General features: G+C 45.1%; 26 protein-coding genes and 1 pseudogene. 9 read left to right on the top strand and 18 right to left on the bottom strand.

The window, feature by feature from the left end:
- The first annotated feature begins 87 nt into the window (after window positions 1-87).
- The 5 genes from ACRRS0_RS14010 to ACRRS0_RS13990 all read left to right on the top strand — a co-directional run bounded on the left by ACRRS0_RS14010 (window position 88) and on the right by ACRRS0_RS13990 (window position 6,175).
- Complete coding sequence (locus ACRRS0_RS14010) at window positions 88-1,320, top strand: MFS transporter (RefSeq protein ID WP_432452573.1); 1,233 nt, start codon at window positions 88-90, stop codon at window positions 1,318-1,320.
- Window positions 1,321-1,432: 112 nt separating this feature from the next.
- Window positions 1,433-3,466, top strand: coding sequence for a TonB-dependent receptor (locus tag ACRRS0_RS14005; protein WP_432452574.1), 2,034 nt, complete (start codon window positions 1,433-1,435; stop codon window positions 3,464-3,466).
- A gap of 83 nt (window positions 3,467-3,549) precedes the next feature.
- Entirely contained in the window at window positions 3,550-4,671 is a 1,122-nt protein-coding gene (locus ACRRS0_RS14000) for an SIP domain-containing protein (protein ID WP_432452575.1), read from the top strand.
- Between the two features lie 455 nt (window positions 4,672-5,126).
- Complete coding sequence (locus ACRRS0_RS13995) at window positions 5,127-5,624, top strand: hypothetical protein (protein WP_432452576.1); 498 nt, start codon at window positions 5,127-5,129, stop codon at window positions 5,622-5,624.
- Complete coding sequence (locus tag ACRRS0_RS13990; RefSeq protein WP_432452577.1) at window positions 5,621-6,175, top strand: hypothetical protein; 555 nt, start codon at window positions 5,621-5,623, stop codon at window positions 6,173-6,175. Before ACRRS0_RS13995 ends, ACRRS0_RS13990 begins: the two co-directional genes overlap by 4 nt.
- A 199-nt stretch (window positions 6,176-6,374) precedes the next feature.
- Here the strand turns inward: ACRRS0_RS13990 and ACRRS0_RS13985 are convergent, their stop codons facing one another.
- The 9 genes from ACRRS0_RS13985 to ACRRS0_RS13945 all read right to left on the bottom strand — a co-directional run bounded on the left by ACRRS0_RS13985 (window position 6,375) and on the right by ACRRS0_RS13945 (window position 14,799).
- A complete protein-coding gene (locus tag ACRRS0_RS13985; protein WP_432452578.1) occupies window positions 6,375-7,073 on the bottom strand; it encodes a TapB family protein in 699 nt (232 codons plus the stop codon).
- Window positions 7,074-7,459: 386 nt separating this feature from the next.
- On the bottom strand, window positions 7,460-8,632 hold the full coding sequence (locus tag ACRRS0_RS13980; RefSeq protein WP_432452579.1) for an acetyl-CoA C-acyltransferase: 1,173 nt from the start codon (window positions 8,630-8,632) through the stop codon (window positions 7,460-7,462).
- Entirely contained in the window at window positions 8,629-9,903 is a 1,275-nt protein-coding gene (locus tag ACRRS0_RS13975; protein ID WP_432452580.1) for an ArgE/DapE family deacylase, read from the bottom strand. Before ACRRS0_RS13975 ends, ACRRS0_RS13980 begins: the two co-directional genes overlap by 4 nt.
- Entirely contained in the window at window positions 9,900-10,547 is a 648-nt protein-coding gene (locus ACRRS0_RS13970) for a 3-oxoacid CoA-transferase subunit B (protein WP_432452581.1), read from the bottom strand. Before ACRRS0_RS13970 ends, ACRRS0_RS13975 begins: the two co-directional genes overlap by 4 nt.
- Window positions 10,534-11,229: a CoA transferase subunit A gene (locus ACRRS0_RS13965; RefSeq protein ID WP_432452582.1), complete on the bottom strand. Its 696-nt coding sequence runs from the start codon at window positions 11,227-11,229 to the stop codon at window positions 10,534-10,536. Before ACRRS0_RS13965 ends, ACRRS0_RS13970 begins: the two co-directional genes overlap by 14 nt.
- Window positions 11,226-11,972: an amino acid ABC transporter ATP-binding protein gene (locus tag ACRRS0_RS13960; RefSeq protein WP_432456170.1), complete on the bottom strand. Its 747-nt coding sequence runs from the start codon at window positions 11,970-11,972 to the stop codon at window positions 11,226-11,228. The genes ACRRS0_RS13965 and ACRRS0_RS13960 overlap by 4 nt, the downstream gene beginning before the upstream one ends.
- Window positions 11,973-11,987: 15 nt before the next feature.
- A complete protein-coding gene (locus ACRRS0_RS13955) occupies window positions 11,988-12,650 on the bottom strand; it encodes an amino acid ABC transporter permease (protein ID WP_432452583.1) in 663 nt (220 codons plus the stop codon).
- Window positions 12,651-12,661: 11 nt separating this feature from the next.
- Window positions 12,662-13,426, bottom strand: a complete 765-nt coding sequence (locus ACRRS0_RS13950; protein ID WP_432452584.1) for an ABC transporter substrate-binding protein — start codon at window positions 13,424-13,426, stop codon at window positions 12,662-12,664.
- 47 nt (window positions 13,427-13,473) lie between these two features.
- Complete coding sequence (locus ACRRS0_RS13945) at window positions 13,474-14,799, bottom strand: aspartate aminotransferase family protein (RefSeq protein WP_432452585.1); 1,326 nt, start codon at window positions 14,797-14,799, stop codon at window positions 13,474-13,476.
- Window positions 14,800-14,980: 181 nt separating this feature from the next.
- Between ACRRS0_RS13945 and ACRRS0_RS13940 the strand changes: the two genes are divergently transcribed.
- The gene (locus ACRRS0_RS13940; protein WP_432452586.1) at window positions 14,981-15,883 is read left to right on the top strand and encodes a LysR family transcriptional regulator; all 903 of its coding nucleotides are present in this window, start codon (window positions 14,981-14,983) and stop codon (window positions 15,881-15,883) included.
- A 60-nt stretch (window positions 15,884-15,943) separates the two neighbouring features.
- Here the strand turns inward: ACRRS0_RS13940 and ACRRS0_RS13935 are convergent, their stop codons facing one another.
- Window positions 15,944-16,441 carry an AAA family ATPase gene (locus ACRRS0_RS13935; RefSeq protein ID WP_432452587.1) on the bottom strand — a complete coding sequence of 166 codons (498 nt, stop codon included), beginning with the start codon at window positions 16,439-16,441 and terminating at the stop codon, window positions 15,944-15,946.
- A gap of 75 nt (window positions 16,442-16,516) precedes the next feature.
- Window positions 16,517-17,461, bottom strand: coding sequence for a hypothetical protein (locus tag ACRRS0_RS13930; RefSeq protein WP_432452588.1), 945 nt, complete (start codon window positions 17,459-17,461; stop codon window positions 16,517-16,519).
- A 584-nt stretch (window positions 17,462-18,045) separates the two neighbouring features.
- On the opposite strand from ACRRS0_RS13930, the gene ACRRS0_RS13925 reads away from it, so the two are divergent.
- Window positions 18,046-18,957 (top strand): DMT family transporter, encoded by a 912-nt coding sequence (locus ACRRS0_RS13925; protein WP_432452589.1) that lies wholly within the window; start codon window positions 18,046-18,048, stop codon window positions 18,955-18,957.
- A 285-nt stretch (window positions 18,958-19,242) separates the two neighbouring features.
- Here ACRRS0_RS13925 and ACRRS0_RS13920 read toward each other — a convergent pair whose 3' ends face one another.
- From ACRRS0_RS13920 to ACRRS0_RS13905, 4 genes are all read right to left on the bottom strand, one after another.
- Window positions 19,243-19,476: a tyrosine-type recombinase/integrase gene (locus ACRRS0_RS13920; protein ID WP_432456171.1), complete on the bottom strand. Its 234-nt coding sequence runs from the start codon at window positions 19,474-19,476 to the stop codon at window positions 19,243-19,245.
- Window positions 19,477-19,933: 457 nt separating this feature from the next.
- Entirely contained in the window at window positions 19,934-20,095 is a 162-nt protein-coding gene (locus ACRRS0_RS13915) for a phage integrase N-terminal SAM-like domain-containing protein (protein WP_439022901.1), read from the bottom strand.
- The gene (locus ACRRS0_RS13910) at window positions 20,032-20,202 is read right to left on the bottom strand and encodes a phage integrase N-terminal SAM-like domain-containing protein (protein WP_432452590.1); all 171 of its coding nucleotides are present in this window, start codon (window positions 20,200-20,202) and stop codon (window positions 20,032-20,034) included. Before ACRRS0_RS13910 ends, ACRRS0_RS13915 begins: the two co-directional genes overlap by 64 nt.
- A gap of 34 nt (window positions 20,203-20,236) precedes the next feature.
- On the bottom strand, window positions 20,237-21,466 hold the full coding sequence (locus tag ACRRS0_RS13905; protein ID WP_432452351.1) for an ISL3 family transposase: 1,230 nt from the start codon (window positions 21,464-21,466) through the stop codon (window positions 20,237-20,239).
- Between the two features lie 324 nt (window positions 21,467-21,790).
- Between ACRRS0_RS13905 and ACRRS0_RS13900 the strand changes: the two genes are divergently transcribed.
- Window positions 21,791-22,132 carry a ribonuclease E inhibitor RraB gene (locus ACRRS0_RS13900; RefSeq protein WP_176314041.1) on the top strand — a complete coding sequence of 114 codons (342 nt, stop codon included), beginning with the start codon at window positions 21,791-21,793 and terminating at the stop codon, window positions 22,130-22,132.
- Window positions 22,133-22,388: 256 nt separating this feature from the next.
- On the opposite strand, the gene ACRRS0_RS13895 is transcribed toward ACRRS0_RS13900, so the two are convergent.
- Window positions 22,389-23,429, bottom strand: a complete 1,041-nt coding sequence (locus ACRRS0_RS13895) for an IS91 family transposase (protein ID WP_432452428.1) — start codon at window positions 23,427-23,429, stop codon at window positions 22,389-22,391.
- A 2-nt stretch (window positions 23,430-23,431) separates the two neighbouring features.
- The gene (locus ACRRS0_RS13890) at window positions 23,432-24,313 is read right to left on the bottom strand and encodes a site-specific integrase (protein ID WP_432452429.1); all 882 of its coding nucleotides are present in this window, start codon (window positions 24,311-24,313) and stop codon (window positions 23,432-23,434) included.
- Window positions 24,314-24,565: 252 nt separating this feature from the next.
- On the opposite strand from ACRRS0_RS13890, the gene ACRRS0_RS13885 reads away from it, so the two are divergent.
- Window positions 24,566-24,994 (top strand): bleomycin resistance protein, encoded by a 429-nt coding sequence (locus tag ACRRS0_RS13885; RefSeq protein ID WP_114633520.1) that lies wholly within the window; start codon window positions 24,566-24,568, stop codon window positions 24,992-24,994.
- A 264-nt stretch (window positions 24,995-25,258) separates the two neighbouring features.
- Here ACRRS0_RS13885 and ACRRS0_RS13880 read toward each other — a convergent pair.
- Window positions 25,259-25,927, bottom strand: a pseudogene (locus ACRRS0_RS13880) (IS91 family transposase); the annotation flags it as partial.
- Window positions 25,928-26,257: the final 330 nt, after the last annotated feature.

Below are 26,257 nucleotides of genomic sequence, written 5' to 3'. Positions count from 1 at the left end.
GGAAGAATAGCATCGTGTTACCCAAGGCTAGCTGCTCACTAAGACAGCATTAGCCGTCATGTCACAAAAGGAAGTTGGTCCCATTCAATGCTTAAGACTAAACACCCATGGATAATGCTCGCCAGCATATATATCACTCAATATATTGGTATTGCCTTCATACTTTCTGCGGCCATGGCAATTTTACGCCAGCAGGGTGTTCCTCTCGACAAGTTAGCGTTGCTTAACCTCGCTGTTTTACCCATGGTGGGCAAGATATTTTATGCACCGCTGATTGATAAATATAAGCTCTCGTTACAAGGAAAGTACCGTAGTTGGTTAATTCTTTCTAACCTTGGCATGGTCTTGCTGTTGCTTATCATCGGAACCATGGATGCCTCACAGGGCTTTTTAGGCATACTTGGAGTGATTGGCTTATATGTCTTTTTTATGAGCCTACAAGATGTTTCGGTCGACGGTTTATCTTGTAAGTTATTTTCAATGAGCGAGCGAAAGTTTGCGAGTAGTGTGCAGTTTTCGGGAAACTTGCTCGGTAATATTATTGGTGGCGGTCTATTACTGATCTTTTACCCGTGGTTAGGATGGCAAGGTTCGTTTGGGGTATTGGCGGGCTTAACCGCACTCGCATTAATTCAAGTTTGCTTATTTAAAGAACCGAATACAACCAACAATGTGAGCCAAGAGAATCATCAATACCTGTTCAAGGATATTAATGGCTTTATGGTAAAGCATAAATCATGGTTTGTTGTTTTAGCGCTTTATCCCTTTGTGTCTACATGGGGCTTTGCTTTACTTAATCCTATTCTTGTTGATAGCGCTTGGTCATTGGATGAGATAGGTTCGTCGATCAAAATTTTCGGCTCCATCGTTGGCGTGTTCTCCGCTATGTTGGCAGCCCCGTTAATCACGAAACTCGGTCGACAAAAAGCACTTATTAGTGCCCTTGTTTTACAAATGGCAGGCTTGTGCCTAATTATTTTACCTGCCTTTGGTTATACCGATAAAGTCACGGTTTACCTTGTCATCGTTACTCATTTCGTTAGTTTCCCTGCTTTGCTTGTTATTTCATCAACCATATTTATGGACAACGCTTCGGTTACCTCTCGTAAGGCTACATTTTTCACCCTGCAAGCCAGTTTTGCGTCGCTACTGGGCTTTGTTTACTCGTGGTTAAGTATGGCGGTGGCTAAACAGCTTGGTTATGGCATGACAAGCCTGTTGGGTGCGGTTATTTCTCTTATTATTGTCGGTTTAGTATGGATTTTATTATACAGGCAAGGTCCCGATACCCGTCTTCAACTCGATAATCAATGTAACTAACCAGCCTTGAATAATAGAGATCATTTTCATTTTTAATAGCTTTGCTAAATGCAAAGTTAAAACATTCATTACAATTTTTAATTTATTTCATTTTATTTGGAAAGGAAGTCTTATGATGAGTCATTGCCAAAGAAATATTCGAGCCAGTTTGTTTTATTCTCGGTGCTTATTGGCGTGTGTTGTTAGCAGCATGGCATATTCTTCAATATTGAGCGCGGAACCGGTATCGCTTGAAACATACGTGGTCACGGGTGAAAAAAGAGATAAAAACATCAAGGATGTCCCCACTGGTGTCACACTTATCTCAGGCGAGCGCTTAGAGTCTGGAGAATATAAAGAAGCCAAAGAGAGTGCGGTATTGGCGCCTAATGTTATCGCCGATTCGTTTAATAATATCTCGATACGGGGTATTTCGGGCGGCGGAGCGGCCACCGGGGGACTCGCATATTTAACCGGGGCTCGCGCTAGAGTGGTGAGCGTGGTGGATGGTGTGACCCAAGATTTCTCTGGTTATAATTTTAACCCTGTTTCTGTTTGGGATATCGAACAATTAGAAGTGCTTCGAGGGCCTCAATCGAGCAGTCAAGGTTCTAGTGCTATTGGTGGTGCGCTGGTGATCAATACCAACGACCCTACTTTTTATCGCGAAGCCGCGTTTAGAGGCGGTTTTGAAAATTATAAAAATGGCAATATGAATTATAACCTTGGCCTTATGTCATCGGGGCCCTTGCTTGAAGATGAACTGGCCTACCGAGTGGTGATTGATGCTACCACTGGAGAAGGCTGGTTAAATTACGATACTAATGGTTATGATACGCCGAATCTAAGTGAGTCAGATAAGCTTAACGCTAGAGGAAAATTGCTGTGGCTGCCTACTCATATCCCTGCTTTGTCTGCAAAGCTCACTCTTAATTATCATAATAATCAAGGGGAGCATGCTAACTTTGCCAGTAATACCGATGAGGGCATTGCCTCTAAGACATTCTCCTTAAACGGCTCTAACGAAGTGCGTTTGCAAGACTCTAAAGCGGACTCTATTGCGGCAGACATTGATTATCAGATCAATGATAGCCTAACTAACTCGTTGCATATCAGTCGCAGTAGCTCTGATATCCATGACGATGCCTATTCGACAGGCAATACCTACGATATTAACAATGAAACTTATGCCTTGGAGAATCGGCTGCTACTCAGCGAAAACGAGTCGGCGCTAACCGGGGTTGTTGGGATCTTTATTTCTCATAAAGATGCTTCTCTTGCTACCTCTAACTTTACTATTGCAACCGAATATCAAACCACAACCAGCGCCTTATATGGGGAGGGAACATATTCACTTTCGCCAAAATACAGGCTAGTGGCGGGCGTACGGGTCGAAAATGAAGACGCAGATAAGACTAGTTCTACAGCGTTTTCTGGGGGCGATAATAGTCAAAACGACAGTGAAACCTATTATCTGCCGAAGCTGAGTTTGCTCTATGACTTGGCCGACTCAACCACTCTTGCTGCAACAGCCAGCAAAGGTTACAGCCCTTCCGGTTTAGGGATTAACTTTTTTGGCGAAGAATATAGTTATGACAGTGAAACGGTATCGGCATTTGAGCTAAGCAGCAAGAGTATATTTGTCGGTGGAAGCGTATTAAATGCCAATTTGTTTTATAACGATTACAAAAATTATCAAGCAGGAACCAGTGGTTTTACCATTGAGAATGTCGGCAAATCTTATACCTACGGCTTAGAGCTAGAGGGCACCACTTGGTTGACCAACAATCTAGAAATAACAACGGCGATTGGTTTGCTAGACAGTGAAATCAGTGATGATGAGTCATATCAGGGGAATCGGCTCACTAATGCGCCAAAACTGAATGCGAGCCTTGGTTTCACGGTGTATATCGATGAACGTTGGACTCTAGGTGCCAACGCCACCTATGTCGGAGAGTACTACTCAGACTTAGAAAATACCGAGACATCAGTCGCTGGTGATTATGCTCTGCTTGATGCTCGCGCGAGTTACCGAGTAGGAGACTTCACCATTAATGCCTACATTAAAAATCTCACCAATGATGATGCGGTTTCCTATCGTGCTGGCGCGCTTGCCTCGGTTGGCCAGTCACGCACTATTGGCATGAGTGCCATGTACCGTATGTAGATTGATTCGCCACAATGATTCGTTTTTTCGCAGAGCTTTATTAAGCTCTGCTCGTTTAAGTCCAGCAGAAGTACGAAAAACTCATGAGCATGTCACCAACCCCCATTCGCGATGTTGACCATAAAGTCGACATTATTGACCATGTTAATCAAGACCACCCCGAGGAGTTATTAGCCATTGCTAAAAGCCATGTGTCGGATAAACAAATAGTATCGGCAAGGGTTAAAGATATCTTCCAAGAGGGGATTCAACTTGATATCGTATTTGCAGTTGAATCGGCTCAACACACAATACTTGTCCCCTTTGAAATAGAGGGCAGTTTAGAAGAAAGAATTCTCTATTTAGCTTACGCGAGTATTGTAAAGCAGGGGCTTGACTTTTCGGGCAATGGTAAGCAGTTTTTTGAAGTGCTTGATAAACAATGGCTCACCGCCAATATCATTCGCTTGACCGTAAAAAGTGACATGCCTTTACCAGAATACTACCCAGGCTATGCCTATGCTTTGGTGTTAAAAGGCATGCAAAAAAAGCGGGCAAATTCGGTCCAACAAAGTACTCAAAAACATTGCTTAAAGCGTATAGCTGACCATCTGTTTATTTGGTTAATGAAGCACCTTTCAACGAAGAATCGTGAAAAACTGTTATATAAAGCCAATAAAAATGTGCGGCTTTACACCTTACGTAAATCATGGAAAAGCAGTGATTCCGCCCCTTTCCCCGACCGTGGGCAGATAGATATTTATACGCATGGCAATAGCGCGGGGAGCCAGTGGGCAGAGCGCTTGAGTATCGGTGATGTATTTATGAGTCGTTCACAAACCCAAGACCAACACCCCCATTTAGCCAATGGTCAAGCTCTGATTATTGCTGATGAAACGGCATATCCTGCGGCGGCGGGTATTATTGAACATTGGAGTAATGCATTACCGCCAGTGGTCATTATATTAAGTGCCAACAAAGAGCAGCAGAACTACTTTTCTGAAGACAGCCTGCCTCGCGGCGCTCAACTTCACCGAGTGGTTTGTGCAGAACAAGAGCAAGCCACAGAAGTGTTACGCATATTACGCAGTCTCGATAACATCGATGCGGTATGGGCTGCGCTAGAGTCGTCTTCAGCGACAAAAGTACGACACTACCTGCGTAATCAGCGCCATATCAAGGGAAAAAATAATCACACCAAAGCTTATTGGAAGCTTAAGTCATAAGGTTCACTATTTAAGGCTAATTACATTGCCTGCTGCGGCATTTTTAAATGCCGCTAATTTTTGACGGCAGGCCATCTGGCTGTCGCCGTATTTGCGTAATAATCAGATATATATAGTTTCTATTTGGAGAGCCCTTCGCAGTTATGCCCTTGCCATTCGCTAGTTCTTGGCGTTTAATAATCAAAGTCTTATTAAGCGGTGACCTTCCAACAGCGGACTTTCACCTCATGAGTTCATGCCCATGCTGGCGGCACACAAAAAGCTGCACTCGGAATTATTTTATTACGCTCGTTTTTGTGAATTGCACTGCGCTTCATTTTTACACAAAACGATCTCCGTAAAATAATCCGGTAAGCTTGGGGGGTCTAGAAGTCGTGGCAGGGATCGGCCTGTAACTTGGATTAAAAATAGCATCAGTGGTAAGACAGGAAAGCTTCGGTGTTTGAGGGATGAGAATGAAAAGCGGCAAAAAGGAGTTGAAAACAGGCACTCGCTTTAAAAGGGTGAAAAAAATTTTATTTCGAGTCGTGATCGCTCTGGGTCTCTCCATCGCCCTGAGCATTGCGCTTATCGTTTATACTCCGCCCATATTTACCGTAGCCTTAAATACCAGCTTAGCGTTATTGCCAGAGCACAAATTTGTAAGCTACAGGGTTCAGGCAAAATCTGAGTTGGCTGAGCGTTGGCAGCTGAGTACCTCTTTTTCTAATGATGATGCGCTGTTACAAGCGCTGAAACAAGGTTTGCCTGAGAGCCACGATAAAAGTACTTTTTTTGCGCGTATGTTTGTGGTTCATGATTATCCGCAGCCTTGTCAGTTTATGATTTTCGGCCTGCACCGGAGTATCGATATAAGCTGGCAGGTCGAAGGGCTGCGCTGTAACAGTAAGGCCAGTTGTGAAGTGGCTCGAGTCCAACATATTTGTCCTGAACGTAAGAGACATGACAAATGAAGGCAAAGTTAAAACTGGTGCTTTGGATTGCGATAGCCTTGTTGGCGATTGTCGGGATGCAAGGTTTAAGTAGCAACTATAGCTTGAGTGATATGCGGGCCGTGGTGGATGCATATTATTGGTATATTCTGCCGGCTTATACTTTGGTTATTTTTCTGCGTGGGGTACTTTTTATCCCGACTATGCCCTTGATTCTGTTAATGGCAAGTAGTATCGATCCGCTGCTGATGTTTCTTCTTACTTTGGTGGCATCTTGTAGCTCCGCCTATTTGGTTTGTCTGGCGATTGATTACATGGATATGCAAAAGCGACTGGAAGCCTTGCCTAGCAAGAGTGTGCAACGAGCGCAGCGCTGGGTTCGCTCTTTTGGTGTTGCGGCGATTGCCGGATGGGCTTTTTTCCCTTTGGTATTTACCGAGCTGATTGTCTATCTCGCGCGCTTGGCCGGTTTACCGCGACGACAGATTGTGATGGCGGTTGGTCTTGGCGAAGGGTTGTTGATTAGTGGGCTGATTGTTGTCGTCAGCTGGTTTACCAGCGTGGCACTGTGAGCTGACTTTCAAGGCTTACTCGGAGCAGCTTTAAGTTGCGCTAGAGCTTGCTTGATGAGATGTTTAAAACGCTACCTTTAGGCCGAGCCTGATGGCAGCGTTTTTAATGGCTAGTGCGGGTGGAGCGAGGAGACTTATCCCCCCATTTTTTAACCAGCTGTATCATCGTTTAAATATTGAAATAAACACCATTTGGAATTTACATTTTGACGCCATTGAGCTCTGCTTCAACCAGTTTGCTAATAGTTCCATCATTTGATATTTGAACTTCCACTCCGTAGTTTGCTGCGTACCAGATGATATCCTTACCCTCAGCCGGAGAGCCGTCAGGTAATGTCATTGAATAACTTTGTTCAAATTTGCATGTTTTGAAGGTACCAGCAGGAACAGTGATGTTTTCAAAGCCTTGAAATTCTGAACTAATGTTGGTCACAAATTCTTGGTCAACCCCCGATGAGTTGTTTACGATCATGGTAATGGTTTGACGATGAATATCACCTTTATCTACGTCAAATCGCATTGAGGTACCAGGCGTATAGCTCAATTCGTTTTCATTTGCATTATCAGTTTCTCCCAACATGATTTGTTCTTTATTCCCTTCATCGATGAATAAATAGGCGTTATCGGTGACGTTATTTTCGGTTGTTTGAGCGAGCAATGCAGGCTGGCTCCGGTAAGTTGTTTCTTCAATCACTTTCGTTAAACTGGTCTCAATGGATCCATCTTGCGCGACCATGCTGATAGTCTGTGTTGCACCGAGCTCATATAAATCTTCATTAAAACAAATGGAGGCATTCTCGATATCGATGTTTTTTACATCGCCACTCTCGCTATTGCTACTACCACAACCCCCGATTGAAACCGCTAACATAAAGAATGGTAAGACTGTAACTTTCATTTTAATTCCCTTAATAAGTCAATATTTTTTACACAATGCCGCTGATTAAAAGAGAGTACCTTTGATGAGCGGCTAATCAGTGCTCATATTATTATTTCTCTGGCTGGCAAGCGCTGGGTGAATAGAGTCACGTTACGGCAGGGCTTTGACATAATGTCACTCTCATATTAAGAGTGACTCGACCTGTAAGCCAGTCGAGAAGCATTGAAGTATACGCCTGATTTATAAAGGATTACATCTCTATAATGTTCTATGTAAACAAAACGTTAGTAATTTGTCTCTAGGTTTTTTAGCATTGCTGAATGACTCGAAAGTAACGGTGGTTGCATATCCATGGAACAAACTGTTACATGGATATGGGGAGTATATGAACAATGATATGGATTTTAGACTCGCTCGATTAACATCGCGATCCCTTGACCGCCTCCGATACAAGCGGCAGCAACACCGTAGCGAGCTTGTTGTTGGTGTAAAGTTCGAGCAAGTGTGCCAACTAAGCGAATACCACTGGCTCCAAGGGGATGGCCGAGGGCGATGGCTCCGCCGTTTATATTTAGCTGTTCATGGCTAATTCCCAATTGTGCCATTGCATAAAGTGGTACGATGCTAAATGCTTCGTTAATTTCCCAGCAATCGATTTGCTCTGGTTTTAGCTTCGCCATTTGCAGCACTCGCTGTATCGCGGGCACCACACCTTGTCCCATAAGTTCTGGTTGAGTACCTCGATCGGCGCAAGCAACTATTCGAGCGAGTGGTTGAGCATGATGCTCCTCTAAAGCTGACTCCGTCATTAACATCATCAGCGCCGCACCACTGGTTAAGGGGGAGCTATTCCCAGCGGTTATATGACCGTTTTCAGTGAATACCGGTTTAAGCGCTGCGAGTTGGCTGAGGCTGGTATCGCTTCGAATGTTGGCATCCTGTTCAAATACGGAGTCATGCTTGGTATGGATCGGCAGAATTTCTTGGCTTAAGTAACCACTGGCTTGGGCATTGGCTGCACGTTGGTGTGAGCTTAAAGCGAATTCGTCCATTGTGTTTCGGTCGCACTGTGTTTTTTTCATCAAGGCTTCTGCTGTGAGGCCCATATTCATCACGACATCCATTTGATAACGATCGGCGTAATGTTCTGGAATCGTGAGAATACCTTGCTGAAATAACGAGGGGCCCATGGGGATCCGAGTCATGTTTTCATAGCCTCCGGCGAGTGCGATATCGGCTGCCCCCGAAGCTAAAATTAATGCACTGGAACGGATTGCTGAGATCCCAGAACCACATTGCTGGTCGATACTTCTGCTGGCACACTGATCGCCTAATTGGCTTTGATAAAGCGGATAACGTCCACCAAAACTCCACTGATCTTTAACACTGAGAGCGCAGCCGAGCGATAGGTCATCCACCTTATCTGCATTAACCGCGGTTTCGATTAACGCATGGTCGATCAGTTGTGCCAAAAGTGTATCGCCACGTATTGGCGCTAAGGTGTCAACCTCGGATTTTTTAGGGTGGGCTCGACTAAAGGCAGTTCGTTGATAATGACTTAGATAAACAGCTTTCATTTTTTCTCCAGTTGACACCAGCGGCTGATAAAGAGAGCGTAGGTTTTTAAGGTGTGGCGAATGGATTCGATATCGACGCACTCATCAACGCCATGAATGTTCTTTGCTATTGGCCCGTAGCAGGTTCCAGCGGTTCGACTATAGAAATGGAATGCGCGTAAGTCGGTGGTACAAGTGGATAAATAATGCTCAGGTTCTTTTCCTAATAATGTGTGATGACAGTTAGCAAGCAAGCCGACCCCTGCATGGCCAGTATCCACGATATGTCCTTCAGAACGAAAGCCATGAAACCGCAGGATCGGTTTTTGACTCACAAAGGCTTTATCTTTTAAGGCTGCTTGTTCAATACAATCGTTTACCCGTTGCATGATATGACTGGCACTCATGCCAGGCGGAAAGCCGATCCGTCCTTCCATTTCGGCATGTGCGGGAACACTCGAAGCCCAATTACCGCCTTTAATTTTACCAATGTTCAGGTTAAACGGTTGCGCAATTTGATCATAGGGTGCTGGTCGTTCGAGCTCATTAAGTTCAGCTTCTAGCGATTTTAACCAAGGAATTAATTTCTGTATTTTCTCGATCGCATTGTCGCCAGCTGATGTATCTAAAACATGGGCGGGTCGGCCTCTGACCAGCAGTTTGAACCATAAGACACCAACTTGAGCGGCATAAATTTGTGGTCCGAAGGGTTCTGGAATTAGCACGAAGTCGCCGCCAAATCCTTGCTGTAAACATGCCAGAGCGCCATTTCCAGAGCACTCTTCTTCGACCACGGCTTGAATAATTAACGGTGACTTAATTGTATACCCGGCGTGTTGAATGGCATGTACCGCAAAAATCATTGCGGCGACGCCCGATTGCATATCACCTGCGCCTCGACCATATAACCAACCGTCCTTTCGCCATGGTTGATTAGGAGCCTGAGTCCACATGTCTGCTGGGTCTGCGCTCACAACATCGAGATGACCATTCAGTACCAGCGTTTTACCTGGAGCGCCTTTGTTGAGTTGACTTACCAGGTTGTATTTATTCTCATGATCCCATGGCACGGGGGCATAGAGGGCGTGACCGCACATATCACTATGCTTCATTGCGACACGTTCCACCGGAAGTTTTAAGGCGCAGAGCTGTCTTTCAACAATATCTAGAACACCTTGCTCATGGTTGAGTACGCCGTATTGTTGGACCATGTCTTCGGTGAAAGAGAGGGCATCTTCGAAGAGTTGCTCGCAGCTATTGAGGATGGCTTGTTCACATTGATTAAAGCTCATAGCTCACCTATTTGTTCTGGAATGATAAGATCAGCTTCGGTGAAGTGAATCAGTTGCTCTAGACTTATATCTTTGGCTTTTTCTTTAAGCACTAAACCCTGCGGGGTCACATCCATCACCGCCTTATCTGTAATAATCCGCGATACACAGTGTCTTGCGGTAAGTGGTAATCGGCACTGCTTTAGAATTTTAGGCTGGCCTTTTTTGTCACAGTGGGTCATCAATACCACAATACGCGGGGTTTTTTGTGCAAGCTCCATCGCGCCGCCGATGCCTGGCGAAAAACGCCCCGGGATCTTCCAGTTGGCTAAGTTACCGGCTTGGTCCACTTCAAACGCCCCAATCATGGTTAAATCCAGTTTTGCACGTCGGATCATCGCAAAAGATACAGCACTATCGAAATAGCTACTGCCGAGACAAGTTGAAATATAGTTCCCGGCGGAGTCTATCACGAAGGGGTCTATATCCTCCGGTTTCGGTTGTTCGGCGGCGCCGAGCACGCCATTTTCGCAATGGATTAAAATGTTTAATTCCTTCGGTAAAAACTCGACAACTTTAGCTGGTAAACCAATCCCAAGATTGATGACAGTGTCGGCTTGTATCTCGCGCGCGGCTCGTTCGATGATTCGACTAATATTTGACATGATGAGAAAGAGCTCCGTATTCATCAGATAATGCGGCTAATGGCACTAAACTGCTCACAAATACCGATGGCGTATGAATGTGATTTGGATTAAGGCTCCCGGGTTCTTGGCAATCAGCGGTTTCCACAATCACATGGTTTGCTGCCATTGCCATTAAGGGACTGAAGTTGATCGCCGACCCCTGATACATTAAGTTGCCGTAGTGATCGGCTTGGGCTGCGTGCAATAAGGCAAACTCTGCGCTTTGCGCCATTTCAACTTTATAGCGCTGTCCTTGCCATTCCAAAAGCTGTTCCGGTAAGGTGATTTCAGAATCGAGCCCAATATCAGATAAAAAGCCAAAGCTGCCGGCTCCGGCAGTACGGATCTTTTCGGCGAGAATGCCTTGCGGGTGAAATTCAACTTCTAATTGGCCGCTGTTCATCAAGTCGATCACCGGTTTATTTAAACCTAGATGGGTGGTAATTAGTTTATCGACCTGACCATTTTCGATAAGTTTACTGATCCCAATACCACTCTCGTTGGCATCGTTTTTGATTAAGGTTAAATGACGCTGCCCTTGGCGTAATAATTCGTTGATCAGGGTGAAAGGGGTTCCTGGGCAACCAAAACCGCCCACCATAACCGTCGCACCCTCGGGGATTACAGCAATTGCCTGCTGTAATGTTTGTTGTTTGTTCATGAATGAATGCTCGCTAGAAATTGCTGGGTTCGCTGATGCTGAGGATTGCCAAATAATTGCTCTGGTGTGCCGTCTTCAACGATGTAACCACCGTCCATAAATATCACGCGGTCAGCAACTTTTTGTGCAAAACTCATTTCGTGAGTCACAATCAGCATGGTCATACCATCGCGAGCCAACTGTTCTATAACCGCCAGTACTTCGCCCACCAGTTCGGGATCGAGAGCCGATGTGGGTTCATCAAACAACATAACCGCTGGGTTCATCGCTAACGCTCGGACAATCGCAACGCGCTGCTTTTGACCACCAGAAAGCATGTCTGGATAGGCATTTTGTTTGTCGGCTAAACCGACACTTTCCAGTAATTTGATGGCTCGACGAGTCGCTTCTTGGCGGGCTTGTTTGAGCACAATAGTTGGGCCTTCAATTATATTTTCGAGGATCGTCATGTGCGGGAATAAATTGAAGTGCTGGAAAACCATGCCTAAGTTGGTACGAACTTTACATAAATGACGCTCGAGCATTTTTCCGTTGAGATTATCGTCATTTACGAGCGTGTTATTCACGATAATGGTACCTCCGCTGGGGGTCTCCAAATGGTTCATGGTGCGCAACAGAGTGCTCTTGCCTGAGCCGCTAGGACCAATGATGACAATCACTTCCCCTGCGTTTACATCTAAGTTGACCGAACGAAGCACTTCTAGTTGGCCATAGCTTTTCTTTAGGGCGTTGATTTTTACAATGGAGTTGGCCATTCCTTAGCTCCTCGTGGTTTTTTGATGCAGGTGTCGTTCTAATTTATGCAGTAAGGCGGCGGTTACACTTGTCATGACGGCATACAGCATAGTTGCCGCGAGGTAGAGCTCAAATGGCTTATAGGTGGTTCCAACTAATTGTTGCGTTTTCATGGTGAGTTCAACCAGCGTAATCGTGGAAACCAGAGAGGTATCTTTGATTAAGATAATAAAATTGTTTCCTAAAGGCGGAATAATATTGCGCAGCGCTTGCGGAAGAATAATGCGCCGCATGGTTTGCGCATGATTCATTCCGATTGATTTGGCTGCTTCTGTTTGGCCTTGTCCAATCGATTGAATGCCAGCTCTTATGGTTTCGGCATTGTAAGCGCCCACATTGAGCGCTAAACCAAGTACACCAGACAAGAAGGGGGATAAATCAAGTCCAAACTGGGGCAATCCATAGTAAATAAGAAACAGTTGTACTAATAATGGGGTCGAGCGAATTAACCAAATATAGAAGTTGGCGATTGCTCTAAATAGTAGATTATTAGAGACCTTTGCCAATGCCGCAATCAAACCAAACGCTAAGCCTAAAGCAAGCGCCACGATGGCGATATATAAGGTGAGAATTGCCGCCTCAGAAAGCACGGGCATATATTTTATGATGATAGCCCAGTCAAACATGAATTCACTCCTTATCGAATATCGGTACCGAAGTACTTCTGGCTGATCTGGGTATAAGTACCGTCAGATTGCATTTCGGTAATGGCGCTATTAATTGCCTTAAGCAACTCTGGGTTTCCTTTATTGAGGGCGATGCCAATCAATTCAGGGTAGAGCAGTTCTCCAGCCATCTGTAATTTGAAATCATGCTGTTTAATTGCCATTAAGCCCGTCATTCGGTCAGAGACAAATCCAGCAAGTCTGCCTGATTGAGTTTCCATAATCAGTTGCGGAACGCCTTTATAGGTACGAACTTCGACTTCCGGAGCATTTTTACGTAACCACGCCTCGAAGGTGGTGCCTAGGGTTACCCCTACTTTTTTGCCTTTGAGATCTTCTATGTTCATCGTTTTAGCGCCTTTTTTGACGAATAGTTGTGCGCCAGAGCGATAGTAGGGTTGCGAAAAGTCGATAGTTTTTAGGCGGTCTTCGGTAATGGCCATGGAGCCAATGATGGTGGTATAGCGCTTGGCCAACAGACCCGCAATAATCCCATCCCAGGCGGTGGCAACGGGTTTACCTTCAACACCAATCCGACGCGCTATTTCTTGACCAATTTCAACATCAAAACCAACCAATTTACCGTTGTCATCAACATAGTTGAACGGCGGGTAGGCCCCACTTAGGGCAAAACTGAGTTGTTTGTCTTGTTTTACCTTGGCGATCCCATCCTCGGCGTGAGCCGATAGTGTTAATCCCAAACTTAGACATGCACTTAGTAGTATTCTTAAAAACATATTAATTTCCTTTTAATATCGAATGTAAATTAAGGCGTATACAGCTGCTATAAATAGGCCTGTTCGAGCTTGTGTAAAGCATCACTAAATAACGAAACGATTAAATCGATTTCTTCACTTGTGACGGTTAATGGAGGAGCAATCAGGATATGGTCACCTGCGACTCCGTTGAGACTGCGACGGGGATAGATTAATAAGCCCATTTGTTTCGCAATATTGGTAATCTGCGCAAAAATATTGAATTCGGCTGGCCATGCTTGTTTAGTTTGTCGGTTTTGAACAAATTCAACACCTTGTAGTAAACCAATCCCTCGAACATGACCAATCATCGGATGGTAATCTTGTAATTGATCGAGCTTCTCGCGCAAGTAAGCTCCTTGTTTGGCGGCATTGGCCACGATTTGCTCGTCATGCATTGCTTGAATAATGGCGCGACCTGTCGCGCAAGCTAATGGATTCCCTGCGTAAGTATGACCATGTTGAAACCCGCCGCTCTCAAGGACGGGGCTGACCAATTCTTGTCTCGCCAGCATTGCTGCGATAGGGTAGTAACCGGCACCTAAGCCTTTCGCCAAGGCGACAATATCGGGTTTTATATCCCAGTGTTGGTATGCTAACCATTGGCCGGTGCGCCCCATTCCTGAAAGCACTTCATCAAGAATAAGTAAGCAGCCGAAGCGCTGGCAAAGTTGTTGAATACCATCATAATATTGCTGAGTAAGCATTCTTGCACCGGTGCTGGCACCGCCAACGGGCTCGAGTACGATGGCTATAATATTTTCACCGCCTACCTCGTTGATCGCCGCTTCAGTTTCGCCCAATACCGCTTCAATATGGAGTTGCAGTGAGGCTTGTGAATAGCGGTAAAGATCGGGTGAGGGCACTTTAATTGCTGAATTAATAATGCTGCTAAAGGGCTGCTCTAACGGTTGATAACTGGTTAAGCCTAAGGCTCCCAAGGTGCTGCCGTGATAGGACGGTCGCAGTGACACGAAATGCTGACGTTGGGTTTGTCCAAGTGCAAAAAAGTACTGGCGAGCGAGTTTAATCGCACTTTCTACGGCTTCTGAACCGCTGCCGACAAAGAACACTTTATCTAAGTCATGATTGGTTATTTCAACCAACTGATTGGCTAAATCAATCGCCGCCTGATTCTCAAACTGGGTGCGATAGCTGAAGGCTATCGTCTCTAGTTGTTGTTTCATCGCTGCTTTAATTGCCGGATGATTATGACCCATATTACAAGTAATCGCGCCGGAACAGCCATCAATGTAGCGTTTACCGTTATTGTCCCAAAGATAGATACCATCAGCACGATCAATCAATGGCGCATCATCACTAGTTTGATAAAACAAAGCATTATTTGTTGTCATTACACCCCTCACATCCGTGTTTGAAAAATATTGGTTTTCCTCAATACAAGATCGATTATAAGAAGGAATTTAATATTGTAAATTATAATGTTTTTTCATTAATTGATGACTTTTACTCATATGCTGAGTGATACTATTTAGTATTGAAATCCCGCATTGGCATCCAAAATAAGGGCAGGATATGTCGCAAATTAATTTAAATTCGTTGAAATCACTGATTATTTTTAAAGTGCTTTATGAAACAGGAACGGCGACTCGTACTGCAAAAGATTTAGGCATTACTCAATCTGGGGTGAGCCGTTCCTTGGCCTTACTCGAAGAAAACATAGGGATGCCTTTGTTTACTCGATATAAAAAGCGTCTCATCACCACTCCGGAAGCCGATGAATTATATGGCGAAATACTCGGCCTACTGGGTAACCTTGAAGAGATGAAGCATAGTATTGTGGCTTTGCGTGAGTTTGGCGCATCAAGGATCCGCTTAGCCGCGGTGCCCGGTTTGGGTTTTGCTTTTGTACCACAAGTGATTGCGGCGGTGTTAGGCATTAACTCTGGATATAATATCTCTTTCGACATCTTGACGAGTTCAGAGGTGGTGCGGGCTGTAGAGGCGGGGCAGTTTGATGCCGGTTTTGTTACCTTGCCTGTTAGTAGTCAAACGCTGATTGTTGATAAAATTTGTGAAGTGGAAGCGGTCTGTTTGGTCCCCATTGAACATCCGCTTGCCAATAAGGCGCAAATATCTACCGATGATTTTAAGGATCAACATTTGGTGATCCCCAATCAACCTAACTTAGCGGCGGACCAGCTGTTAATGCATATTGCCAAGAGTAATATTCGAATTTCTGGGAAAACCGAGGCAAATATTGCCGCGATTTGTTCTTTGGTTGCACACAATGTGGGAATGAGCCTGATTAACCCCATTACCGCTTATGACTTAGCTAATCTGGATAAAGTCGCAATTCGTCCTTTTAAACCCGCAGTGAACTACAGCTTTGGCTTAGTGTATAAGCGAAGTTGGTCAGGCAATCAGTTTATTAAGCTATTAAAGGAAAACCTACCCGCGGTCCCTAAACCTCTGTAATCCCCTGCTTGGGCCTGTTCGGATCTGCGAGACATAAATGTAACAACATAAAACTGCGGCCTAATGATTCAGTTCTGCAATAAATTTGATATGTTGGTAGGTGTTGGTATGCATCAGTTGTTGGTAATAGCGCTGATTGCTTCTATAGGTTCTTAGCGTCCAAAGTATTATCGAATCTCGGCTCATAAAGTTTTTTCGAAAACTTTCTCGATTGCCAGTTCCCTGCCATAGTTCTTGGCGATGTAAGCTGCGGCTCAACGCCCGTCTTACCGCCTGAAATAAGGTTCTGCGGAGTGAATAATCGAGCCAAATTACGGTATCAACATGGGCCCATTTCACTGGGATCGTTCGATTATAGTTGCCATCTAAAACCCAGTTTTCTTGCTCGGTAACGGCAGTAATCGCTGCGAATAGTTGTGGATCGGTGGATTCAGTCCAATTGGACTTCCAGAACATCGCATCCATCTCATAATGCGGGTAAGCCAAGGCTTTCGCTAATTGTTTGCTAAAGGCAGTTTTACCGCTGCCGCTGGTCCCTATAATATTGATACCTTGCATGGTGAACTCTTGAGCTGATCGATCTCTGGTAGAAGCAACACCGAGTCGCCAGCGTTGTTGCTTCTATACAGTCGTTTAGGGTGTCAAAGTCATTGAATCGGCGACTAATTGAATGGCATTTACTAGTTCTGTTATCTTCTGCGTGGCTCCTGTTGAGACGAGGCGCAGATAGCTTCCGTCTTCTTTCATTGCTAGATATTGAACAATTGTTTTATCGCCAGCAGTCGCTTGTATTTTGTATCCGTCTAAGTTCGCAAATTTAACGGGCTGAGCGTTGGTAATGCGGGCATCCTGAAAACCAGTTGTCGATTTCAAAAATTGTTCTGCAGCAGGCTTAATATCACCAATGTTGTGCTGAGCTTGTGAGCTTGCAAGGACCATGATCGGTAAATTGCCGCTTGGATCGCTACCGTCGAAAGTGGTGAGTAAGGCGGAGCTGCCAAGCAGTACATCCACGACTTTAAAGGGAGAGAATGCTGTAAATTTAAAAGGTAAGTTTTGCAACTTTGTTTCAAGCGGTTCAGCTGCAGAAAGTGAGATGGATTGTAGTGATTTTATGACGTCATTTTCGCTCAGCTGCTCCTGGTTTAAAAGATTGTAGTTAATCAGAACGCTTGAGTTCCCATCGAGTAGACTTATATATTTAACAACATTTATGCCATTAATATGCTGATTTCCCGATAGCAATGGAATGCTGTTGGCGCCAACTTTGATGTTTTGACGTTTGCTTATCTGGATCCCTTTTGTGGCGAAGCCCTTTTTTGCAATCGCGGCATCAGTGAAGAGTATTTGTAGTTGAGCGTAGGCGTCTCCGGGGAGCTCGGCAATCACAATGCTGGAATGTGTTGTCAAATTTTCAAAGCCTGAAAAACTGTTAGACAGCGTAAAACCAGCAGGAGGCGTCATGGATACAGTGGTGCCCGGAACATGCACTAACGCCTGACCAGCCCAAGACATCATGGGAGTGAGCAAAATGATTGCGGTGATGAACCGAGCAATTTTGATTCGATGTGCTTTCAATATTCACCTCTTATAGTTATTCAAACACTCAGTTTTGAGTGTGCAGGAATTCGACATCTTTGTTATTTGGCTTGGCGGTAACCTTGATACTGCCAGAAATTCATTCGTAAACAGCATGACACAAGTCACAGCTATTTTATAAGTGTTTGATGCTTAAATGCGAATGATTTGCGAATGCTAAGAGTAAATTAACCAAGGCTTATGGATTTTTGACAATAATTTTAATATTCAATTGCTTGACTCAAATGCAAGCTTGGCTAGCTCGTCACCGAGCCATTGCTGATTTCGTTTCAAGGATGAGGCTGAGTAAGCGCATTACTTCGAATTATACAGTTGAATTTTTATGCAATAAAAATGTATACTCGCCGACTGGCATTTTCCAAGATGCCTCAAATTTATCTTTGTTAACCTAGTCTCTATCACTCTGAAATAATATTCGGGCAAGAAAAGCTTGAATAGAGACATCACTTTTACTTGTGTATTAGGCATATCAGGTTCCCTTACTATGTGCCACAAATGCGAACGGTATAAGCTAGGCGATTGCCGCATTTTTTTGGTTACTTTCATTTTAGATAGGAGTTGCTATGGAAACATCCACCTTGCGTGCGCATTTGGCATTGTTACTCGCGATGGTGTTGTGGGGCAGTTCTTTTATTGCCTTGAAAGTTGCAGTTAATGAAATGGCACCAATGATCGTGGTGTTTTTGCGAATGAGTATTGGAACGACTGCATTTTTGGTCGTTTGGCCTTGGTTAAGGCAAGACTTTAAGTATCAAGCGGGTGATTGGAAGTTTCTCATGGGGATGGCGTTTTTTGAACCATGTTTGTACTTTTTGTTTGAGTCTCAAGCGCTGATTTATACTAGCGCCGGGCAAGCGGGCATGATTACGGCCATGTTACCGTTAATGGTTGCGGTCACGGCGTTCTTTTTTTTAGGGGAAAGGAATACCCTTAAACAATGGACTGGTTTTATGATCGCCGTTGTTGGTGTGGTATGGATGTCGGTAACTGGCGAAAATAGCCTGCAAGCACCTAATGCGATATTGGGGAATTTCCTTGAATTTTTGGCAATGTGTACTGCCGTTGGTTACACGTTGTTGGTTAAACATCTCACCAAACGTTACTCGGCTTTTTTATTAACGGCACTACAAAGTTTTTGCGGCGCTATATTTTTCTTCCCCTTAGCATTTGTTTCTGAGTGGCCTGAGCAGGTGTCATTGGCATCGGTTGGCACCATTGTGTATTTAGGGCTGGTGGTCACATTAGGTGCGTATGGCTTATATAATTATTCTTTGACTCATGTAAAGGCTTCAACCGCTGCGGGCTACGCCAATCTATTGCCAGCTTTGTCATTGATTTTTTCGATGTTGCTGCTTGGGGAACGTTTGGAAACGACTCAGTGGGTTGCGGTAGGGGTTATTTTCTTTGGTGTTTATTTAAGCCAAGAGCGCAAGCCTAAAATACCTAAAGAAGTGCCGCCAGCAGTGACAGGATGATGACTTTACCCTTGTTATCGACAGTTATTGCGCTGCCGTATATGTGCAGTGATTTTTAATCCGAAGTTTGTTGAGGGGCAGTGGATATCAGTTGTGTCGCTCTTGTCCCGAAGTGGCTTAGGGCGTACAGACTCGTTGGTGCTCCAAAACGTGTTAGGCCTTCTTACGAACGACTCTCTCATGCATGAGCGTTCCCGATTATAACTAATGGTTTTGTTTTTGATTTACGAGCCAAGTTTAATCGCCAGCTAGAATGCATAAGCGGCTTGATGCTTTTTCAATCGGTCATCTATTTTGCAGCTGAACCAAGCACGCAAAAGGGCTTTTGGCGCCCGTGGTATAACGACTGATAACATGCGTGTAAATCTCAATCGTTGTTACATCCTGATGGCCAAGTAATTCTTGTATAGTTCTTAAATCAGTCCCTTGTTCTAACAAATGGGTGGCAAAGGTATGGCAACTTGCAGGCTTATTTATTCCGGCATTATGCACGGCTTTGGTGACTGCTTTCTGGCGCACACTATGGTGAATATGATGGCGTTTGAGCTCAACCCGTTCTAGCGTCGATATGAAGGCAACAAAAACGGCCAAGAAAACGAGCGTTGGGAATGTGGATACTTACGGGCTAACGCGTAAGGCATCGTTGTTCCCGCATAATGTAGACTCATATCGTGAGCAAAAACACTTTTGCTCAGGAGAATGTTATCGCGAAGCTTTGGGATCAAGTTAGGGGGTAACAAAGTCACGCGATCTTTATTTCCTTTGCCTTGCCGTACGGTGATTGTATGTTGATCAAAATCTAAGTCTTTAATCCGTCATCTCAAGCATTCACTGAGTCTTAGTCCCGAACCGTAAAGCAGTGAAGCCATGATCTGATAATCCGCGGGTAAATTCGCAATCACTTGGCTCACTTCAGCTCGAGTAAAAACTACGGGAATGTTGACTCGTTTTTTCGCGCGTTTCGCCTGAATTCCAATCATTTCGATACGTAGTACTTTGTTATAGAGAAACATGAAGGCATTAAATGCGATGTTTGAGTCGCCGGAGCGACTTGCCTATCGACCGTTAGATGAGTTAGAAATCGTTCAATATCAGCAGCTCCGAGCTTTGCTGGGTGCTGCTTGTGATAAAAATACAAAAACGTTTTATCCAATGCCAATAGGTTTGCTCGGTGCGAATACTGTAATGGTGCTGATAAATCGTATTTCTAAATCGCTGCTGGAGCCGCAATGGTGTGTTTGACATGTTGCGCACTTTTTATCTGTATATACATGGCTCTTCACCGTTCTTGGTGGAAAGTCATATCAAGCCCTCCAAAGTGAAATAAAATAGCTCGCTTAAAGCGTTCTTTATTTCTAAAACCCATCGAACGTATTTTTAGGCGCTGAATGTTTCCATTTATCGCTTCCGCTAAGCCATTTGATACCTTATAACGCATCGCATTGATGATGCCCTTTAAGTGCGTTTTCACGGTTTCTGCTGCTGTCATCATCGGCCTGATTTGACTGACCTTTATGAGTGCCAACCAATCATTCCAAGCCGCTTTGGCGTTAGCTGCATCGCCATACCAAATGGCTCTTGCTTGCTCTTTGAATATCCAGCTCAAGCCAGTATTTTGCATCATTTTGGCCAGCGCATTCACTCTTTCTCTCAATGTCCCATGTAGGTGGCTGTTTCGTTTTAACCATCCATACCGTGTTTGGTGGCACTCTCTTTTTAAATGCTGGGGCAACGCCATGAGTTCGCTTTTTCTCACTTCATTCACCGCTTTAGTGAGCACCTTTGCGATATGAAAATGGTCTATGGCTATCATTTGCTTAGCCCGCTCACCGAAGTAGTCATATGCTGCGTTTATATATGCTCTGCTCATGTCCATCGATATGGAACGTGTAACCATTGTTGACTCAGGGGGCAATGCCTTAAAGCAAGCAGATAGGCTCATGCCTGTTCGACCGTCTTCAACCGATATCACCTGACCATCACTATTGGATAATACCGTGACATAGTCATGGCCTTTCTTAAATGCCGTTTCATCGACCAACAGGTCTTGGTAGTTGATGGTGGTTCTGGCTGTCAGACCGCGTTGAACGGCTCGTGCCATAATACGGTCGATGGCTCCCCAGCTAAGCCGATAGGTTTTACTCACCGCGTATAAGGAACTGACTTTAAGCATCTCTATAACGCGAGCCTCAAACAGCTCTGTGTAGCGACTGTTACTTGTCGCCCAAGGCACTTGAAGTGTTTGCACTCCATGCTCTGGGCAATCAGCTCGAGGGACTTCAGCCTCAATACGTGTTTCAAACTGACAGGTATCTAAATGTCGCCAAACCCGCCGCCGAGTATCGTGTCGACGAACAGCCTTACCGCAAGAGGGGCAAGCCGTTAATGAAGCTCGGTCATAGTCAACGCGTACGGTGATGGTTTGGGTTGACTCATTGAGTTCAACAGATGAAACAGCCCAAGGATGAGTTAATCCAAGAATGGATTGATAAAGCGTCGTGTCTTGCATGGTCGCGAGGTATTCATGAACGTTTACTTATTATCTCGCTCATTAATGTTTGTTGAAAGTGTTTCCACTACATTCGGTGAAGAGCCATATACATACAGTATTTGTGGTTTCGTTTGCGTCATTTGTCAAAGCAATCAATGAAAGAAATGGATCGACGATTGATTGATGCCGAGTAAAAAACTATGGTAGACAATGGGTTAATATCAAATCACTAATTGATGAGCGAATGTGATGAAGGTCATGTTTTTTGTGATAGGCCGCGCGCTCATTGAATGGGATAGACCGCACGTGCGGCCTACTTAGCGTTAGTAGTTAGAGGTAGTTATGTCGATTGTAAATAAAATCATCGAGTCAGCAGAAAGCGATGTTGATGTGCTAAGAAGGCTTGATGCAGAAGGAGATAACTTTTCATTATTCAGAGAAGTTGATTTTCACTTTAAGTGCCTTGATTCTGATAAGGCAGATGTCGTTACTGGGTTTATCAATGACTTTCAGTTTGGAGTAGCGGAGCATGTAGTTCAAGATGAACTGCACTATGTTGATGTGAAAATAACAATGCCAGTAAATCAAAATATAATCTCTTGTGTATCTGGTTTTATGGTCTGTGTAGCCGAACTGTACAAGGTTGAATTTGATGGTTGGGGATGCGTAGCTTCAAACTACTAACAAATAAGAATAGGTGTCGCGTAGCCGCCACCTTATTCGGGTGTTGAACAAGCCCGATGCTCCCTTCTATAGTAAATAACGGTATTGATGTTGGCGGGGCCAAGGCCTTGTTACTTTTTACAAGGCGAGTTTGGCTAAGACTGGGTGAATGGCGTTAAGCCTTTACCTGTCATACATGGTGCTAAGCTGTTATTTTTTGTATGTATTCATCCTCATGTTAAGCCCTGCCATTCTCCTTATCCTGTTCGCCTTTCGGCTAGCTCGTTCGACTCACGCCTGTGCAGTGCATGGGGTGCTGGCAGCAAGGGCATGGCCGGGTCGCGCTGTGGTTGTCGGTTTGGAGCGCGGCGAGGTTCACGCGTTGCGGCACTCGCAGGAGTAACTGAATGCGCCGCAATATGTGTTTGGCGTTGCCCCGTAAAAAACCATAATCTCTCACCCGCTGTAATCCCTTGGGCAATACATGCGCCAAGATAAGCCTTAAGAACCTTAAGGTAGGTAAGGTGCGGATTTTGGTGGTGTGGCTTTGGCTATCTAGATACCTAAAACTCACTTGGTCGTTATTGGTACTGATGATGTCGTTATCGGATAAGATCCCGCGATACAAGTAGCGAGATAAGTACTGTAGCGCGGGCAGCCCAAAACCTACGTTGCGACAATCGACCACCCATTTGGTGGGGATATGCGGGGGCAACTTGATGTTTGGGTGTTGATTGAGCGCATCTAGCATTCTCCCTCGCCATACCTTGGCCAGCGCAAAGGCGTTAAACAAGTACTTCTTGTTGCAGTGATGCCACTGCTGCTTCGCACGGTGATAGCGCCCACCGGCCACCAATACATGTAAGTGGGGATGCAGGTTACGCTGGCGGCTATGGGTATGCAGTACGGCGGTAAACCCTAATTCCCCCTGGTTCTGGCGTTTGGCAAAGTCCTTTAACAGGCTTGATACCACCTTGAACATGATTTGGTATAAGGCTTTAGGCTGCACGCGGGCTAAAGCCCTTAGCTCATGAGGCAGGGTGAAGGTCACCATAAAGTAAGTCGTGGGTAGCAGCTTGTGTTGTTGGCGAGTTAACCAGCCAGTGGTGCAATGGTGTTGGCACTGCGGGCAATGCCTATGGCCGCAAGACAGCGTCAATTGGTCTTGATGCGGGCAATGTTCACACTGCCAAAGGCTGTGACCTTGTTGCTCAGTTTTACAACGCAGCATGGCATACATTGCCCGTTTAGCATCCGCCCTTAAAAGCGGTGCAAGCTCGGCCTCATGTTGGTGAAGTAAATCAATAAAGGTGCTCATGGTTACGGCCACATGAGTGTGAGAGAGTCAGTGAGTTTATTCACTGCCTTTACGGCATCTAGTTGCTTCACTTGGGTCAACTGGGTATAACGTGCAGTGGTATTTAAACTGGCGTGTCCCAGTAAGTGTTGCAAGGAGCGTAAATCCAAGCCTTGTTCAAGCAGATGGGTGGCATAACAATGGCGCAGCGAATGCGGGCTAATGGGTTTATGAATACCGCAATCGCGCAATACCCGCTTCAAGGCTTTTTGTACGCCGCCTTTATCCATAGGCACATCCACCTGTTTACCTTGGCGTGGAAACAGCAGACGAGCATGGCGATGGCTTTGCCAATGGTGACGTAAAACCTGAAGGGTGCGATGTGGCATGGGCACGAAGCGGTCTTTACCGCCTTTAGCATCCCGCACATGGATTTGCATGGCCTGACTATCAATATCATGAATACTTAAGTGTAAGCCCTCGCTCAATCGCAGCCCCATGGAATACAACACCAAGAAGAAGACTTGATAGCGCGGTTGCGACGTCATGCTTATCACTAAGCCGACTTGCGCAGGGCTTAAGATATCGGGTAAGCGCTTCACTTGAGGAGGCTTCACAATGTTTAGCCACTGCCATTGTTTCTCGAGGGTGTAGCGATAAAAAAATTGCAAGCCATTGCGGTCTAGCTTCACGGTGCTCCAAGAATGGCTGCGAATCAGTTGAGCAAAATAGGCCTTTAAATCAGCGGTGCTTAAGGTATCGGGGGAGCGGTCAAAGTGGGCAGAAATCCGACGTACCGCACGCGAGTACGCATCAATGGTGGCTGGTCGTTTCCCTTGTAAGGTTAAATTGGTAAGGTGTTGTTTATATAAAACATGATAACGATGTTGTTGGGTAGGGTTCATGCTGCATACTCCGGTTCATCACGACCGATTGGCCGTGTCACATTGAGTATGAGATATCAGGTGCTATGCACTCTGCCGCAGAGCGGCTTCGTTCAACAATCTGTTTAAGAGTGATTCGCAACGCGTGGCATTTTTACTGTGCGTTGGTTTTAGTGTTTAAGGTGGTATGCGGCAGCTTCAGTATTGCGTTGCTCACACCTTAACAGGGCGTTATAACACAAGCAGTATTACAGCATATAGCAAGGATAGATTATGGAAGAATACTGGAACCCGATGGTTCCCGAATTATCAGTGAGTAATTTTGAAGCGTCGTTATCATTTTACGTCGATGTGCTTGGCTTCTCTGTACGTATTAAGCGAGAAAATCCTGATTTTGTATACCTTGAACAAGAACAGGTTCAGATCATGCTCGAACAAATCACGGATTCAGGGTGGATTACTGGTGAGTTAGTTACTCCATTAGGACGTGGAGTAAATTTTCAAATAGAGCTTTCAGATTTAGATCCGCTAGTTGAAAGACTGAAGAAAGCTAACGTACGTTTTTTTCGTGATTTAAAAGAAACATGGTATGACATTGGTGAAAAGCTATCAGGTGAACGAGAGTTTCTGATACAAGATCTAGATGGTTATTTACTAAGGTTTACCCAGCACCTTGGAGAGAAAGCGAAACCGTCAGAGTAGTGTTATAACAAATAAGAATAGGTGTCGCGTAGCCGCCACCTTATTCGGGTGTTGAACAAGCCCGATGCTCCCTTCTATAGTAAATAACGGTATTGATGTTGGCGGGGCCAAGGCCTTGTTACTTTTTACAAGGCGAGTTTGGCTAAGACTGGGTGAATGGCGTTAAGCCTTTACCTGTCATACATGGTGCTAAGCTGTTAATTTTTGTATGTATTCATCCTCATGTTAAGCCCTGCCATTCTCCTTATATTGTTCGCCTTTCGGCTAGCTCGTTCGACTCACGCCTGTGCAGTGCATAGGGTGTTGGCAGCAAGGGCATGGCCGGGTCGCGCTGTGCTTGTCGGTTTGGAGCGCGGCGAGGTTCACGCGTTGCGGCACTCGCAGGAGTAACTGAATGCGCCGCAATATGTGTTTGGCGTTGCCTCGTAAAAAACCATAATCTCTCACCCGCTGTAATCCCTTGGGCAATACATGCGCCAAGATAAGCCTTAAGAACCTTAAGGTAGGCAAGGTGCGGATTTTGGTGGTGTGGCTTTGGCTATCTAGATACCTAAAACTCACTTGGTCATTATTGGTACTGATGATATCGTTATCGGATAAGATCCCGCGATACAAGTAGCGAGATAAGTACTGTAGCGCGGGCAGCCCAAAACCTACGTTGCGACAATCGACCACCCATTTGGTGGGGATATGCGGGGGCAACTTGATGTTTGGGTGTTGACTGAGCGCATCTAGCATTCTCCCTCGCCATACCTTGGCCAGCGCAAAGGCGTTAAACAAGTACTTCTTGTTGCAGTGATGCCACTGCTGCTTCGCACTGTGATAGCGCCCACCGGCCACCAATACATGTAAGTGGGGATGCAGGTTACGCTGGCGGCTATGGGTATGCAGTACGGCGGTAAACCCTAATTCCCCCTGGTTCTGGCGTTTGGAAGCAAATTATTGAGACACCCACTCTAACTCGTGGGACAAAATCACATAGACAGCCATGACCATCAGCTATTGAAATGTTCAAGTAGCTGTCTTGTTTTCAGTCGGTTAAGTGGATGTCTTGTTTTTAGTCCCTGCTTCATAAACTACACAAAGATGAGTAGCCAAGATCTTGTATTTTTGATAGATTTGTTGATAGAGCGAGTGTTGGTGGGGATGGTGGCATGGAATACAGGCTCATCTCTTGAATTATCAACACAATAAGCGACATCTGTGGTTTCTTTGTGAACGTCTAGTCCAATGACAAACGAGCTAGATTAGACATGTCGATCT

Source organism: Agarivorans sp. QJM3NY_29 (genome assembly GCF_050870835.2).
GTDB lineage: Bacteria > Pseudomonadota > Gammaproteobacteria > Enterobacterales > Celerinatantimonadaceae > Agarivorans.
This window is presented reverse-complemented; position numbering and strand designations above follow the sequence as displayed.

Bases quoted from the DNA above. Each gene is read 5' to 3' on its own strand.
- ACRRS0_RS14010 (WP_432452573.1), top strand. From the start codon at position 88: ATGCTTAAGACTAAACACCCATGGATAATGCTCGCCAGCATATATATC.
- ACRRS0_RS14005 (WP_432452574.1), top strand. From the start codon at position 1,433: ATGATGAGTCATTGCCAAAGAAATATTCGAGCCAGTTTGTTTTATTCT.
- ACRRS0_RS14000 (WP_432452575.1), top strand. From the start codon at position 3,550: ATGAGCATGTCACCAACCCCCATTCGCGATGTTGACCATAAAGTCGAC.
- ACRRS0_RS13995 (WP_432452576.1), top strand. From the start codon at position 5,127: ATGAAAAGCGGCAAAAAGGAGTTGAAAACAGGCACTCGCTTTAAAAGG.
- ACRRS0_RS13990 (WP_432452577.1), top strand. From the start codon at position 5,621: ATGAAGGCAAAGTTAAAACTGGTGCTTTGGATTGCGATAGCCTTGTTG.
- ACRRS0_RS13985 (WP_432452578.1), bottom strand. From the start codon at position 7,073: ATGAAAGTTACAGTCTTACCATTCTTTATGTTAGCGGTTTCAATCGGG.
- ACRRS0_RS13980 (WP_432452579.1), bottom strand. From the start codon at position 8,632: ATGAAAGCTGTTTATCTAAGTCATTATCAACGAACTGCCTTTAGTCGA.
- ACRRS0_RS13975 (WP_432452580.1), bottom strand. From the start codon at position 9,903: ATGAGCTTTAATCAATGTGAACAAGCCATCCTCAATAGCTGCGAGCAA.
- ACRRS0_RS13970 (WP_432452581.1), bottom strand. From the start codon at position 10,547: ATGTCAAATATTAGTCGAATCATCGAACGAGCCGCGCGCGAGATACAA.
- ACRRS0_RS13965 (WP_432452582.1), bottom strand. From the start codon at position 11,229: ATGAACAAACAACAAACATTACAGCAGGCAATTGCTGTAATCCCCGAG.
- ACRRS0_RS13955 (WP_432452583.1), bottom strand. From the start codon at position 12,650: ATGTTTGACTGGGCTATCATCATAAAATATATGCCCGTGCTTTCTGAG.
- ACRRS0_RS13950 (WP_432452584.1), bottom strand. From the start codon at position 13,426: ATGTTTTTAAGAATACTACTAAGTGCATGTCTAAGTTTGGGATTAACA.
- ACRRS0_RS13945 (WP_432452585.1), bottom strand. From the start codon at position 14,799: ATGACAACAAATAATGCTTTGTTTTATCAAACTAGTGATGATGCGCCA.
- ACRRS0_RS13940 (WP_432452586.1), top strand. From the start codon at position 14,981: ATGTCGCAAATTAATTTAAATTCGTTGAAATCACTGATTATTTTTAAA.
- ACRRS0_RS13935 (WP_432452587.1), bottom strand. From the start codon at position 16,441: ATGCAAGGTATCAATATTATAGGGACCAGCGGCAGCGGTAAAACTGCC.
- ACRRS0_RS13925 (WP_432452589.1), top strand. From the start codon at position 18,046: ATGGAAACATCCACCTTGCGTGCGCATTTGGCATTGTTACTCGCGATG.
- ACRRS0_RS13910 (WP_432452590.1), bottom strand. From the start codon at position 20,202: ATGTCAAACACACCATTGCGGCTCCAGCAGCGATTTAGAAATACGATT.
- ACRRS0_RS13905 (WP_432452351.1), bottom strand. From the start codon at position 21,466: ATGCAAGACACGACGCTTTATCAATCCATTCTTGGATTAACTCATCCT.
- ACRRS0_RS13900 (WP_176314041.1), top strand. From the start codon at position 21,791: ATGTCGATTGTAAATAAAATCATCGAGTCAGCAGAAAGCGATGTTGAT.
- ACRRS0_RS13895 (WP_432452428.1), bottom strand. From the start codon at position 23,429: ATGAGCACCTTTATTGATTTACTTCACCAACATGAGGCCGAGCTTGCA.
- ACRRS0_RS13890 (WP_432452429.1), bottom strand. From the start codon at position 24,313: ATGAACCCTACCCAACAACATCGTTATCATGTTTTATATAAACAACAC.
- ACRRS0_RS13885 (WP_114633520.1), top strand. From the start codon at position 24,566: ATGGAAGAATACTGGAACCCGATGGTTCCCGAATTATCAGTGAGTAAT.